Origin of the sequence: Planktothricoides sp. SR001, assembly GCF_001276715.1 — a bacterium.
In the GTDB taxonomy this organism is placed as follows: Bacteria; Cyanobacteriota; Cyanobacteriia; order Cyanobacteriales; family Laspinemataceae; genus Planktothricoides; species Planktothricoides raciborskii.
In genome coordinates this window covers 24,018-38,362 of the sequence record NZ_LIUQ01000061.1, presented here as the reverse complement: position 1 = coordinate 38,362, position 14,345 = coordinate 24,018, and the positions used below count along the sequence as shown (strand labels likewise).

Below are 14,345 nucleotides of genomic sequence, written 5' to 3'. Positions count from 1 at the left end.
TGAAGGCGATGATACCCTAATTGGTAATGCAGACAAAGATTATTTTGTCCTGCAATCTAGCTTTGGCTCTGATACAATTCTGGACTTTACTAATGGTATTGACCTACTTGGATTAGCCGTTGGTTTAACCTTTGATCAGTTAAGTATTACTGGCAGTAATGGGAATACTTTAATAGCCCGTGGCAATGAATTGTTAGCCACATTAACGGGTGTTGATGTTAGTTTGATTGATAGCGCTGATTTCACGTTAATGGTGTAGGTGTTTATAAACCGGGTTTCTTCTCTTTGTGTCCTTTGTGCCTTTGTGGTTTATTTTCACCACAGAACTCTGCCGGACACGAATAAAAATATCTCTCTGTGTCCGGCAGAGTTCTGTGGTAAAATTATCTCTAATTTAAGCAAATAAGAAACCCGGTTTCTTAGTCTTGGGAAGCAAACAAAAAACCCGGTTTCTTGAAGAAACCGGGTTTTTTTGTCCCAAATTAGACGGTTACGACTTTCTTGGAAACGGCAGTCAGTTCACCTTTGGCATATTTAGCGGCGAACTCATCCAGAGTCATTTGCTTGATCTTGGTGCCGTTGCCAGAGCAACCAAAGGCTTCATAGCGATCGGCGCAAACTTTTTGCATATACTTCATGGCTGGTTTCATGAAGTGACGGGGGTCAAAGTTGGAAGGATCTTTGGCAGCCGCTTCACGAATAGCCGCAGTAATGGCTAAACGGTTGTCGGTGTCAATGTTCACTTTCCGCACACCGCTTTGGATACCTTTTTGAATTTCTTCGATAGGTACACCGTAGGTTTCGGGGATGTTGCCACCATACTGGTTGATCAGTTCCAGCAGGTCTTGAGGCACAGAAGAAGAACCGTGCATCACCAAGTGAGTATTGGGCAGACGACGGTGGATTTCTTCGATCCGGCTGATGGCCAGAATTTCCCCAGTGGGTTTGCGGGTGAATTTGTATGCACCGTGGCTGGTGCCGATCGCGACAGCCAGAGCATCCACTTGGGTGGCTTCCACAAACTGAACCGCTTCATCGGGGTCAGTCAGCAGTTGATCGTGGCTGAGGGTGCCTTCAAACCCGTGACCATCTTCTTTATCACCTTTGCCGGTTTCCAGAGAACCCAGGCAACCCAGTTCGCCTTCAACGCTAACACCCACAGAGTGAGCAACTTTTACCACTTCAGCGGTGACGCTGACGTTGTACTCAAAGCTGGCTGGAGTTTTGGCATCAGCTTCCAAGGAACCATCCATCATCACACTGGTAAAACCGTGGCGAATGGCAGAGTAGCAGGTAGAAGGAGCATTACCATGATCTTGGTGCATGGCAATGGGAATGTGGGGGTAGCTTTCCACTGCTCCCTGAATCAAATGACGTAGGAAGTATTCACCAGCGTAGGAACGAGCACCACGAGATGCTTGCAGAATTACTGGGCTGTTGGTTGCATCCGCAGCCTTCATAATTGCCAAGATTTGTTCCAAATTGTTGACATTGTAGGCAGGGATACCATAGTTGTTTTCAGCCGCGTGATCCAGCAGCAGTCGCATAGGTACAAGCGCCATATATAAGCCTCCTGATTACTTGGTTGTGAGCGAGTGGTTTTCGGACAAGTTTAAATATATACGGTCAATCTTAAGATATTTTTTACATTATGTCGAATTATATCTAAGATTTTTTTGCTAGATTTATTCTATAGCTACTATATTTATTATTTGTTATTTGTTATTGGTTATTTGTTGTTTGTTGGGTAGGGATTCTTTGGCTGTGGGTGGTTGGGGAAAGTGAAAAGTCGTAGGGGCGAATGGCCATTCGCCCGTACAAGTGAAAAGTCGTAGGGGCGAATGGCCATTCGCCCTTACAAAAAAAGTATCACTATTCAATATTCACTATTCACTATTCAATATTCACTATTCACTATTCACTTTTAAAAATGGGTCGCCCGGGATTCGAACCCGGAACTAATCGGTTAAAAGCCGAGTACTCTACCGTTGAGTTAGCGACCCGTTGATGTGTTATTTAACACACCTTAATTAACTTAACACAGGCTGCGAGAAAAAGCAAGTGTTTTGCTAAAAAATTTTGGCGACTAGCTTGGTGACGGTTTCAAAGGTGCCGCCCGGTTCTAGGTGAATCAGCCGATCGCCTGTATTTAATGCATTACGCAGCCCAGTCCAGGGTTCCAAACAATAGTAGTCTTTTCCTTGAATGGTCCAAAAGACTAAGGCAGAGTAGGGGGTGTCATATTCTAAGGTAATTTGCAAATTCCGACTGGGGTCGGTGACGGTGGCTGACCGATCGCTTAACTGAGGAAAGGCGACATCTATTTCGGGCTGGTTAAAGTCAAAGGTGCCATTGAAGGGGTGATTGGTGTGAGTGATGTGATCGATATACTCACTGGAGGGAAGGTCAATTTTTAGCTGGGATTTGTCCGCTACGGCAAAGTAGGGATGGAATCCGCAGGAAAAGGGCATCGGGTGGTTGCTGAAATTGCTGTAACTCTGGCGAATGGTTAAGGTGTTGCCTTCGAGGATGTAGGTAAATGCCAGTTGAAAGTCAAAGGGGTATAGTCTGAGGGTTTCTGGGTTGCTGACTAGGGTGATGGTCATGCCCGCAAAATTTTTGCTCATGCGTTCGGTGATTTCCCAGGGCAGATCCCGGGCAAACCCATGCTGTTTGAGATTGTATTTTTTGCCTTTATATATATAGGTGTTATCGGGCAAATTGCCGCAAATGGGGAAGAGGATGGGGATGCCCCCACGGACCGATAGTTCTGGGCTGGCAAATCTTTCCGCATCAAGGTAGAGGATTTCTGTGTCGTTGATGCACCAACGGGTGATGATGCCGCCCCTTTCGGGGACAACTTCTACGAGGGCGTTGGCGTCACGATCAATGAGACTGTAGGTTTTATATTGTTTTTGTTCAGCAGCGATCGCAAACATTTGATAAGTCTGTATTGGTATTGGATGATGAAAAAATTGCGGCTGGCTATTTTTACTAGCCAACCGTGAGCATTACACAATTAATCCAGAACCGTCAACGGCAAGGATCGATTATCCACGAAGATTCGGCAATAGGGGCAGTTGAATCGGTTTGCGTCCCCCCTTTTTTTTGTTAGTCGCGATCGCTGCACCAGCAGCCACGGCAATGGCAACCGCTGTCCCCGTAGCCAATGCCAGGTAATTCGATGATTCCGGTTCAGGGCTGGTCAAAGCAGGATCGGAGGTGGCTGGGGTTTTTCCTGGTTCCGGTTCCGAGGGAATGGCAATTTCCAGTCCGTCTTGTGCGGATGTAAAGGAGCTTTGTGCAAAAGTGCCCGTCTCATCAGTGGTGTTGAGGGGAAATGTAATGGTTTCGCCATCAGGGGTTTTGGCTATGGTTGAATTGTTGATTGGATTGTTCCCCGCTGCATTGGGGATGTTTTCTGCGCTGCTGGTGAGGTTGGAGGCAAAGACGGAATTTTCTGGATCGGCAATAACTTGGGATGATTTCGCATCCAAAATCATGGGGGAACTCATCGCTTGCTCAAAGATATTGGAGAACATGGCTAGTTCTGCCAGAATGCGATCGCCCCGTTCTCCTTGAACGATTTTTGGTTGATATTTCCGCACTTCCACCGGCAAAAATTCCACCTTCATTTGTTTTTCCCGGACAGATACCTTTAACACAGCGGTATCGTAATCGCTGCGAGCATTGCCACCAAAAATAAAATTCCCTAAAGAATAGGCAATTGGACGACCGCGATAAATTTCTGAACCTTGCAACACATGAGGATGATGACCCACCACCACATCAGCCCCGCGATCGATGGCGAAATGAGCCAATTTACTCTGCCAAGTTTCGGGATAGTTGGACAATTCTACCCCCCAGTGAAAATTCACAATAATCCAATCCACTTGATCGCGAATGGCTTGGATATCTTCAGCAATTCGGGCTTCTAAGGCTGGGTTGGTGCCCGCTGCATGGTCCGTCGCCTGGTGATCTTCCCCGGTATAGTAGCCAAAATAAGCAATTCGTTGACCTTTGACTTCCAGAATTTCTGGCCGTCGGGCTTCGGTGAGGTTCATTCCCGCGCCCACAGAATGAATTCCCGCTTGTTCCAAGGTGGCCAAAGTTTCTTGTAAGCCCGTGTCGAGATAGTCCATTGCGTGATTATTGGCTAAATTGACAATATCAACCCCGCCATGAGTTAAAACCTCCACTTGTTCTGGGTGGGCTTTAAAGTTAAAGGTTTTTTCGTATTCCGTTTCGGCGGTGGTCAGGGTTCCTTCTAAGTTGACCATTGCCACATCTACGTCCCGATATTCCGGCATGGCATCAAAGGCCCACTGATAGTCTTGACCGATTAAGTCCTCGAAGGCGTAACCCAGGGTGACATCACCGGCAAACATCATTGTCACCGTGGGGTCAGATGGGTTTTTGACATCGGTATGTGGAACGACTTTGACTTCTTCTAATGCCGCTTTTACTTGGTTATCTTTACGTTGGTTTTTGCTTTCGTCGGCACGGTCAACGGAGACCGGTGATTTGGGGTTTTGGCGATCTAGGTTGCTGGCTGACTTGTGCTGAAGCTGAGAGGCGACTAGGGAAAAGCCGATCAGAAACGAGACGACAGAAAACCCGGTAAATAAAAATAAACGATTAATTTTAAAATTAAGTAATTTTCTGGCTTGGGCTTGCAAGGCGATCAGGTGCTTTTGTCGCCGTCGGTTGGCTGGGGTGACAATTCGCACGGATTGATGCCAGAGCACGTTGGGCTGTCCGTTGCCTGACCATAAACCGACAATCCGCACGCCTTCAATGACTTCTGAGTTGAGTCGCCACAGGTGATGACAGATGAACTGAATGATGCGATCGCGCATTACGCCGATCAGTTCCGGTTGGTCGGGCAAGGATTCAAACTCGACTTTTAACGGCAGGCAACCGGCATGAACGGGTTGGGCTCGGACATAGATGCCATAAGGGGCTAAGTAGCTATTGATGAGACAGGCGATCGCGCGAAAATTTCCGCCCCGCGCCAGTTGAAACATGGAAGGGTAAGCAATAGGATTGAAACTGGTCATTCTCGTTTACTCCGGCAGCGCAGTTCTCTATTTTAAGAGACTTTTTCTGAATTATAGGATTTATGATTTTTTCTGGTTGCTATCTTATCTCATATTCTTATTTCTTGGTTATTAATTATTCGTTATTATTTATTTGGAGCAAATCCGCAATGCTGGCTTTCGCCCCCCGCGACTGAAGCCTCCGCTGCTGAAGTCCCGGAACCAGCGATGGCGCATCCGCGCCGCTGTACGCGAGCGCCTGAAATAAAATATTTTCCATTAACCCTGCGGCATTGGCGATCGGTTCTGGGTCGATCCACCCCGGAAATATTCTCGCTTCAAAGGTATTTTTATCGGGAATTTCATAAATAAAATTTTTGAGATTAAAATCGCAATACTTAGAAAGATTTAATTTTTTCAGATGAATTTTAGCTTCTGCCCAAGACAGTTCTCTAAATCCGGGAGTGTTGACTAATTTCATCAATTCATCTGGCCATTTGCCTAAACGACGGCATTTAGGATTGGTGCCAACTTCTGTCCGTAAGCGATCGCCCTGTTGCCACAATATATCAACTAGATTACTAAATACTGGCGTTGAACATAAAGGTGTAGCATCAAAATGAAAATGAGTTGCCGCTTCTGCGGGAATGGTAAAGCCTAAATCGTGGGCAATTTTTAATAAGGTTTCCAGCTTATTAAAATGGTCGGTTTCAATGGGCGGAGTAATCAATTCACAAGGGCGTTCTCTTTCTCCGGGAAGAGGGGCAGCAATGGCAATGGGGGAACCAATTTCATCGGTGACGCGGCACATTCCCCCGGTTCCTGCTGTCAGTTCTGTGCCAAATAATTGAGCGATAGGTAGCAAAACTTCTGATAATTCAGCATCAGGATTTGCTTGTTGTTTGATTAAGTGCAATAATCGCAAATCATCGCTAACAATGCGATACCAACCGGGTGAAGGTGGGCAGCTTTTTTCTAAGTCCTCTTGCAGGGTGATATCATCGACACAACGGGCAATTAATTGCCCTTGTTGGTTGACTACTTCAAACCCCAGAGTCAGGTTATGAAATACAGGATTTCCCGGAACTTTACTGGGTTCCGACTGGGGGTGAAAAAAGCGCCGGACAATTCCGCCATATTGATGGGCGATCGCCAGGGCTAAACTTTGCCTACTTAATCCCTTTGGGGCTAATAGTTCGATTTCAAATCCAATTTTCCAGGTTAATTTTTTCATATTTTTTATCAAAAAAATATCCCAAAAATCAATTTTAGGATTGACTAGATCGCAGATGCTTTGTGTGATTTATAGGGTGTAGGGGCGAATGGCCATTCATTGTAGGGGCGAATGGCCATTCGCCCCTACGGAATGGGATGACCCATACGAATGGTGGGCAATGCCCCTAGGATGTTTCCCACTTAATCCTATTAACGTCTGGCCAATCTTAAGGCATTTTCTACAACTTCATCTTTGCCTAAGATGAAATTTTTTTCTGCCTGAAGCTTCGCTTCCCACGGACTTTCTTTAAACCAAAATTCAGCCAAGGCAACGGCATCATCGTAGGTATATCCCTTTTCATAAAAAAAGCAAATACTCGGTTCGGGATCCGATAAAGCTTGAACTTGAGCATCAACTTGATACTGTTCTAAGTAAGCAAGGGATCGCTCGCCTGCTAAAATTTTTTGACCCATCAAAACTTTAGCGTCAACCACTGATTGACCCCAATAGTTGCCTAAAATTTTGGCATCACAATAAGTATATTTTCCGTAACTAAAAAAAGCATCTAATTTTTCCTGTAGGGTTTGAGCTAATAATATCTCAGCCGAATTATCTGCGATCGCCGAAAGGTTTTCTATCTCTTGGGCGGCTTGGGCGGCGGCTTTCGATGGGGTAGCGGCGACGATTAAAACTGTGGAAATAAACCAGGTAATAAACAGGCTGAAAAGTTTAGTATTTAGCATGATGGATTGTGCCTCACTTTTTTAGTTATACCAACATACCTCAACCGGATGGCTCAGGCAAAAATCAGCGGCATAAAAATTATCATAACCATTATTATAACCATTATTATAACCGATGCATCAATCGTTGGGGTTAAGGGTGATTTTGGCTCAGGCGGATTCATAGACCTGTTGGGACGGCAGCTAAAATTTCCAGCGCAACCAGAATCTTAAAAAATATTTGATAATTTAAGAATGCGATCGCCAGAGTCAATACAATGAGCGATCGTAACAAAAATACCCAAAATAAAACCCATCAAATGAGTTTAAATCGTTTACAAGTTGTGGTAATTGGCGGGGGGCGGCTGGCTTTTTTGGCGCGATAGTGCTTCGCACCGCTTACGCGATCGCCTGTACCCAAGCCAACCCAAAAGCGAAAGTAATTTTATTAGAAGCGGGACGGCAACCTCTGAGTAAAGTGCGGATTTCTGGTGGGGGTCGCTGCAATGTCACCCACCGCTGCTTTGATAGCAGTTTTAGGCCAAAATTATCCCAGAGGGGGCAAAGCGTTACGGGGGGCATTTACACGGTTTCAGCCTAAAGCTCCTGAAGATAAAAAAGTCGAGTTTAAAACAATGGAAATTCGCCATTGTCCCGGTCTATTTTTGGCTGTAAAAATCTTAGATATTGATGGAATTACCGGGGGTTTCAATTTCCTGCTTGAACAACTAGCTGGTTAGCGGGTCAAGGGATGGATAGATATAGCACTTTTCAGGGTTATAAAGTACAAAAAAATTGTCATTACCGCGTTAGCGAAGCATGCGCGTCAGCGCTATATGCGGGAATATAGAAAAAATCTGTAATCCAGAGAATAACCGCTAAAAAATTAGATAGTTAAGTGCAATTTTAAAAAAATTATTAATTTAAGTGCTAGACTAATTAGAAGAAAGTAAACCATAAGAAATAAGTAATCGTGCTCCAACTTCAATTTGACATGAATCTGCCCGATATCGCCAATCCTGTTAATCCTGTTTTTGCCCGCCATGAGACATTTCACCCCCGCTTTGGCTGGATTAAAAAAGGCTTTGATGCGGCGAAAAAAACCCCGGATTATTTCTCGATTCCCCCAACCGTCCCGCTCCCTCCGCATAAAAGCACCTCCCTAGAGAGCCAGAAAGGAATAGGCTAAAAGCTTTGAAAATTTTTGAATATGTCTAATATTCACTCTATGATCGGCGATCGACAAACTTATGTATATAAGGGTTTAAAATGCTCCTATATCAAATATAATAGAACTTCAGGATGGTTAGGCGATCGCAGAAAAAATCCTGACGTTTTTTTACAAAAGTTAACCATAAATAATACATTATCGTTAAATCATGGACAATAATTACAATCAATCCAAAGATGGCAATCAAACTCAAATAGATCCTATCGATATACAAGAACTTGCCAACCTGAAGCAGCGATTAATAAGTAGTAACATCCCTGAAAAAGTAGCGCTACTATTCGATGCACTCAAATATGGGCAGCAAGGATTAGATTTGATAATTCAGCAAGCGCTTGAGGATGACTCGGAACAAATCAAGCAGGCAGCTTATTGGGTATTGCAGGGACATGATCCTTATCTTGCTTATCCCGATCATCCAAGTCCAACAGAATTTGCTTTTCCCACAGATACCATTTCATCATTAGCGATCGCTTCTAACAGTCAAACTCTTGCGGGAGGCAGTTGGAAAATTATCCGCTTTTGGGATTTGAATACAGGTAAACTCATTCGCACCATTGAAGCACATTCAAACTGGATTTTGTCCCTGGCTATCAGTTTGAATGAGCCAATTATTGCTAGTGGTAGCGCTGACAATACAATTAAAATTTGGCATTTGAATAGTGGTAAACTTCGCCATAATCTAATAGGCCATTCAAGCTGGGTTAATGCGCTGGCAATTACTCCAGATGGTAAAAAAATTATTAGTGCCAGTGCAGATTCTACCCTAAAGTTGTGGGAAATAAAAAGCGGTAAGCTGATTCATACTTTTGAAGGGCATTCTGGCAGCGTTTCATCAATTGCGATCGCACTCAATGGCAATATTATCATCAGTGGTAGTGCTGACAAAACCATTAAATTATGGGATTTAAACCAAAGAATTTTATTGCAAACCCTTGACGGGCATTCCGACTGGGTACAGGCGATCGCGGTTAATTCAAAAAGTGACAAGATAATCAGCGGCAGTCGTGATGGAGAAATCAGAGTTTGGCAACTTGATGCCAATGAAAATCAGCCGACTCCGAAAAAAGGATTAAGTAATTTAGGGTTCCTCGGAAAAGTATTGAGTTCTATTTTACCAAAATCTCGCGAAGATATTACACAATTTATTCAGAGTCAATGGACTTGTCTTAAAACCTATGATTTAAATCAGTCTGCAATTAACTGTCTGGTGCTTGAAGCCAGCGACACAAGATTATTTATTGTGGGAGAGAATGCCCGTAATCCGATTCTTTATTATCTCTCAATAATTCAGCAGTTTTTTGGGCATGATTTTGAACCCCAAGTTTATCATCTACGAGATGAGGTTGTGACTTTTGGCCTAGATAAGAATCATCTGGTTATGGGTACTTATAATTGGATCAGTATTTTCAATTTAAATACTGGAGAAATTACTCAGACCATTGAGGGAGTTTCCAGACCGTTATTAGAATCTTTGGAAATTTCTCCCAGTAATCAAGAAATTGAATTTGGGCAATGTATCCAGTTGCAGGTTCAAGGTTTCTATGGCCAGCACTATTCTCCAATTCCGTTGTTAAAAGGAGTAATTTGGCAGATTCTTCAAGGTCATGGCAGCATTGATCGGGAGGGAAATTTTTATGCTGGTGATGTTCAAGAAACTGTAACGATTAATGCGACGTTCAAACATCTTACTGCTTCCCAATCCATAAAAGTCTTAGAACCCGCTAAGTTACACTCTTTGAAAATTTCACCAGAAAACTTAGAAATTAAACCAGATGATCGAGGCACTTTTATAGTTCGGACTTGGAATCAACATAATCGTCGCATAGATATTGATTCTGAAGAATGGACTGTTAATGGTGGCGGCAAAATGGAACGTAACACTTTTATTCCTGACAATGATGCTAAAGGGTCATTTACGGTCACAGTAAAAGCAGTTGCAAAAGGGATCGTTAAATCAACCCAAGCAAATATCACTGTTATCCCAGTTTTAAGACGAATTGAAATTCAACCGGAAAAGAAATCCCTTGAACCCAATCAAAGTCAAAAATTTCAGGTCATTGGATTTGATCAAACAGATGAGGAGATGAAGATTGACGAGGTGAAGTGGGAAGCCACAGGTGGAAGAATTGATGCTCAAGGAAATTTTGTGGCTGGAAACGATGAAAAAGGAAATTTTCAGGTAACGGCTATTGTGGGTACACACCGTACTAAAGCCGATGTGGAAATTATTCCAGTTGTAAGAGAATTAACCATTTCACCATCACAGGTTGAATTAGAAACTGAACAGAGTTGTAATTTTCAAGTAACTGGCTTAGATCAGCATAAAGATAAAATTCAAACTCCAGAGGTACATTGGCAAATCAGTGAACCTGAATCTCAGAACCACGACGCAACAATTGATGAGAAAACTGGCTATTTTATGGCGGGAAAAAATAGTGGTCATTTCAAAGTGACAGCCACAGTTGGGCAAAAAAAAGCTGAGGCATTAGTTATTGTTAAAAAACTCACTAGCTTAGTGATTTTTCCCCAGGAGCCAGAAATTATAGAAATTGAATTTGATCGGTCGATTGATTTTACAGTTCAAGGCTGTTATCAATCAGTTGCTCAATCAGTGGTTCAATCATCCAGTCAAATGATTCCTTTATCAGAAGTGACTTGGAAGATTTCAGAACCGATTCCATGTTCCAGCAGGATTGAGCCTAGCGGAAAATTTTCTGCTGGTAATGCTCAAGAAAATGTAACGATTACTGCTACGGTCAAAGATATTACTGCTGCCAAATCCATAAAAGTTTTAGAACCCGCTAAATTACACTCTTTGGTAATTGCACCAGAAACCGGAGAAATTAAGCCAGACGAGCGACGCACTTTTACAGTTCAGGGTAAGGATCAATACGATCGCCACATAAATATTGATTCTCAAGAATGGACTGTTAATGGTGGCAGAATGGAAGGTAACACTTTTATTCCTGACAATGATGCTAAAGGGTCATTTACGGTCACAGTAAAAGCAGTTGCAAAAGGGATCGTTAAATCAACCCAAGCAAATATCACTGTTATCCCAGTTTTAAGACGAATTCAAATTCACCCCGCGCAAATATCCCTCGAACCCAATCAAAGTCAAAAATTTCAGGTCATTGGACTCGATCAGAAAGATGAGCAGATGAAAATTGATGAGGTTAAGTGGGAAGCCACAGGTGGAAGAATTGATGCTCAAGGAAATTTTATTGCTGGAAACGATGAAAAGGGAAATTTTCAGGTAACGGCTATTGTGGGTACACACCGTACTAAAGCCGATGTGGAAATTATTCCAGTTTTAAGAGAATTAACCATCTCACCATCAGAAGTTGAACTGGAAACTGAACAGAGTTGTACTTTTCAAGTAACTGGCTTAGATCAGCATCAAGCGGAAATTCAAATTTTAGAGATAAATTGGCAAATCAGTGAACCTGAATCTCAGAACCACGACGCAACAATTGATGAGAAAACTGGCTATTTTCTGGCGGGGAAAAATAGTGGTCATTTCAAAGTGACAGCCACAGTTGGGCAAAAAAAAGCTGAGGCATTAGTTTTTGTTAAAAAACTCACTAGCGTGGTGATTTGTCCCCAGGAACCAGAAATTATAAAAATTGAATTTGGGCAGTGGATTGATTTTACGGTTCAAGGGTATTATCAGTCAGTCGATCAATCATCCAGTCAAATGATTCCTTTATCAGAAGTTACTTGGAATATTTCCGAACCGATTCCATGTTCCAGCAGGATTGAGCCTAGCGGAAAATTTTCTGCTGGTAATGCTCAAGAAAATGTAACGATTACCGCTACGGTCAAAAATATTACTGCTGCCAAATCCATAAAAGTTTTAGAACCCGCTAAATTACACTCTTTGGTAATTGCACCAGAAACCGGAGAAATTAAACCAGACGAGCGACGCACTTTTACAGTTCAGGGTAAGGATCAATACGATCGCCACATAGATATTGATTCTCAAGAATGGACTATTAATGGTGGCGGCAAAATGGAAGGTAGCACTTTCATTCCTGACAATGATGCTAAAGGGTCATTTACGGTCACAGTAAAAGCAGTTGCAAAAGGAATCGTTAAATCAACCCAAGCAAATATCACTGTTATCCCAGTTTTAAGACGAATTCAAATTCACCCCGCGCAAATATCCCTCGAACCCAATCAAAGTCAAAAATTTCAGGTCATTGGACTCGATCAGAAAGATGAGGAGATCAAGATTGATGAGGTGAAGTGGGAAGCCACAGGTGGAAGAATTGATGCTCAAGGAAATTTTGTGGCTGGCAACGATGAAAAGGGAAATTTTCAGGTAACGGCTATTGTGGGTACACACCGTACTAAAGCTATTGTGGAAATTATTCCGGTTTTACGAGAATTGGCTATCCGGTTATCAGGTGGTGATGCGGAATTTTATGAGAATAATCTAGAAATTGAATTTGAAAAATGCGCTTATTTCACGGTTCAGGGCTTTGATCAAGTCGGTAGTCAAATTGATCAGTTACCACCAGTGACCTGGACGATTGAAGAACAGATCAAACATGACAGCATCATTGATGATGATGGACAATTTTATGCGGGTCATGTTGAAGAAACTGTAACGATTACTGCTACAGTCCAATATATTACTACTTCCACATTGCTAAAAGTATTAGAACCAGCTAAACTAAAGTTTCTCGACCTTTGGCCAACTAATGCTAAAATCAAGCCAGATCAACAACAAGAATTCACAGTTCAGGGTTGGGATCAACGCAGTCGTCGCATAGGTATTGGTTCTGTCGAGTGGACTGTCACTGGTGGCGGCAAAATGGAGGGTAGCACTTTCATCCCTGACAAAAATGCTAAAGGGACATTTACCATTACAGTAAAAAGTATTGAAACAGATATTAGTAAATCAACGGATATCACAGTCGTTCAAGTCTTGAAACGAATTGAAATTAAACCCAATCAGATATCTGTAGAACCCCAGGAAAGTTATCAGTTTCAAGTTTTAAGCTTCGATCAGAAAAATGAACCAATTTCTGACGAAACATTCTATAAGTCAATTAAGTGGCAATGTACTCACGGCGGCAAAATTAATCGTGAAGGTTTGTTTATTGGCAATTATAAAAATAATCAAGTCACAGTAACCGCTACTACTGATTTATTGGGATCATCTTGTTCGGCTCAAGCTACAGTGACTTTGCTGCCTGTTGTGCGAAGATTGCAAATAGAAACAGATGGTCAACCGATCAAACTTGAGCAAGGAGAAAGCTATACTTTTAAGGCGATCGCATTTGACCAGTATGGGAATCAAATAGATCCAGAGACCATTAAAATTACCTGGGAAGCTACCGGAGGTGAAATTGATGAAAAGGGTAAATTCACCGCAGACCTTAATGCCCTAGGAAATTTTTTAGTTACAGCAACCACAACTAAAGAAACTAAATCACACCAGCGATTAAAAATCGTCGCACTGGGAATTTATTTAAAAATTTTAGATTGGCTTCTGTCTTTAAGTTTCGTCGAAGATTTTTTATCTGAAAATTTTGATAATTTTGTGGATAATCAAGGAATAACCAGTGATTCAACCTGGATCAATATTTTAATCGATGGGGTTGAGCAATGGGTTTTCAAAACGATTCTAAATTTGATTCGTCGAATGCTCAACTGGTTCATTCAGCTATGTTTAGCACAAGGCATTGAACGAATTAGTGGTTCGGTAGAATTCACTATAGTCCGTAAGCCATTAAAAAATCTGACACCACCAGAAAAAATAACGGTGTTAAGAAAAAATTTTGATGCAAAACCAAGAGTATTTATCCGTGTTGCTTTTGATAAAAAATTGTTTAAATTCAATAAAAGTCAGCTATTTTATGACGGTTATAGTTGCGATGAAATAGAATCTATTTTGGATGAAGTAGATGACGGTTTACGTTCTTTGAATTATATTAGTAGTTATAGTGATTATATAAGTTATATTGAATATAATCGTGACCATATAAATGATAATGACAATTGGATCGACGATTACGAATAGTGGTTACGGCGCTATTAGAAGTGGCTGGTTAAAAGTGAGAATTTATTGAGCGACTAACACACCCTACCAATAATTTTTTGCTTGCTTGGTTGAAGCGCGATTCGCG

The 14,345-nt window shown here is 42.2% G+C and carries 8 protein-coding genes, 1 tRNA gene and 2 pseudogenes; 5 read left to right on the top strand and 6 right to left on the bottom strand.

Translation table 11 applies throughout. The features are described from left to right. Positions 1–259, top strand: a pseudogene (locus tag AM228_RS34540) (calcium-binding protein); the annotation flags it as partial. Between the two features lie 223 nt (positions 260–482). Here AM228_RS34540 and fba read toward each other — a convergent pair. The 6 genes from fba to AM228_RS24645 all read right to left on the bottom strand — a co-directional run bounded on the left by fba (position 483) and on the right by AM228_RS24645 (position 6,998). Next, positions 483–1,562 (bottom strand): class II fructose-bisphosphate aldolase, encoded by a 1,080-nt coding sequence (gene fba, locus AM228_RS24670; protein WP_054469590.1) that lies wholly within the window; start codon positions 1,560–1,562, stop codon positions 483–485. A gap of 369 nt (positions 1,563–1,931) precedes the next feature. Further along, positions 1,932–2,003, bottom strand: a tRNA-Lys gene (locus AM228_RS24665). A 66-nt stretch (positions 2,004–2,069) separates the two neighbouring features. Continuing rightward, complete coding sequence (locus AM228_RS24660; protein ID WP_054469589.1) at positions 2,070–2,939, bottom strand: aldose epimerase; 870 nt, start codon at positions 2,937–2,939, stop codon at positions 2,070–2,072. 111 nt (positions 2,940–3,050) lie between these two features. Then, on the bottom strand, positions 3,051–5,060 hold the full coding sequence (locus AM228_RS24655; protein WP_054469588.1) for a CapA family protein: 2,010 nt from the start codon (positions 5,058–5,060) through the stop codon (positions 3,051–3,053). Between the two features lie 115 nt (positions 5,061–5,175). Beyond that, positions 5,176–6,273 carry an amidoligase family protein gene (locus tag AM228_RS24650; protein WP_054469587.1) on the bottom strand — a complete coding sequence of 366 codons (1,098 nt, stop codon included), beginning with the start codon at positions 6,271–6,273 and terminating at the stop codon, positions 5,176–5,178. Positions 6,274–6,464: 191 nt separating this feature from the next. Further along, on the bottom strand, positions 6,465–6,998 hold the full coding sequence (locus AM228_RS24645) for a hypothetical protein (RefSeq protein WP_054469586.1): 534 nt from the start codon (positions 6,996–6,998) through the stop codon (positions 6,465–6,467). A gap of 299 nt (positions 6,999–7,297) precedes the next feature. On the opposite strand from AM228_RS24645, the pseudogene AM228_RS31245 reads away from it, so the two are divergent. The 4 genes and pseudogenes from AM228_RS31245 to AM228_RS24630 all read left to right on the top strand — a co-directional run. Further along, positions 7,298–7,591: pseudogene (locus AM228_RS31245) on the top strand (NAD(P)/FAD-dependent oxidoreductase); the annotation flags it as partial. Between the two features lie 359 nt (positions 7,592–7,950). After that, on the top strand, positions 7,951–8,166 hold the full coding sequence (locus tag AM228_RS35680) for a DUF4007 family protein (RefSeq protein ID WP_231636934.1): 216 nt from the start codon (positions 7,951–7,953) through the stop codon (positions 8,164–8,166). A gap of 21 nt (positions 8,167–8,187) precedes the next feature. Beyond that, positions 8,188–8,367, top strand: a complete 180-nt coding sequence (locus AM228_RS33480) for a hypothetical protein (protein ID WP_156332031.1) — start codon at positions 8,188–8,190, stop codon at positions 8,365–8,367. After that, positions 8,357–14,239, top strand: coding sequence for a WD40 repeat domain-containing protein (locus tag AM228_RS24630; protein WP_054469583.1), 5,883 nt, complete (start codon positions 8,357–8,359; stop codon positions 14,237–14,239). Before AM228_RS33480 ends, AM228_RS24630 begins: the two co-directional genes overlap by 11 nt. The last annotated feature ends 106 nt before the right edge of the window (positions 14,240–14,345 follow it).

Excerpts from the sequence above, each read along its gene's own strand:
- fba (WP_054469590.1), bottom strand. The coding sequence starts at position 1,562 with ATGGCGCTTGTACCTATGCGACTGCTGCTGGATCACGCGGCTGAAAAC.
- AM228_RS24660 (WP_054469589.1), bottom strand. The coding sequence starts at position 2,939 with ATGTTTGCGATCGCTGCTGAACAAAAACAATATAAAACCTACAGTCTC.
- AM228_RS24655 (WP_054469588.1), bottom strand. The coding sequence starts at position 5,060 with ATGACCAGTTTCAATCCTATTGCTTACCCTTCCATGTTTCAACTGGCG.
- AM228_RS24650 (WP_054469587.1), bottom strand. The coding sequence starts at position 6,273 with ATGAAAAAATTAACCTGGAAAATTGGATTTGAAATCGAACTATTAGCC.
- AM228_RS24645 (WP_054469586.1), bottom strand. The coding sequence starts at position 6,998 with ATGCTAAATACTAAACTTTTCAGCCTGTTTATTACCTGGTTTATTTCC.
- AM228_RS33480 (WP_156332031.1), top strand. The coding sequence starts at position 8,188 with ATGTCTAATATTCACTCTATGATCGGCGATCGACAAACTTATGTATAT.
- AM228_RS24630 (WP_054469583.1), top strand. The coding sequence starts at position 8,357 with ATGGACAATAATTACAATCAATCCAAAGATGGCAATCAAACTCAAATA.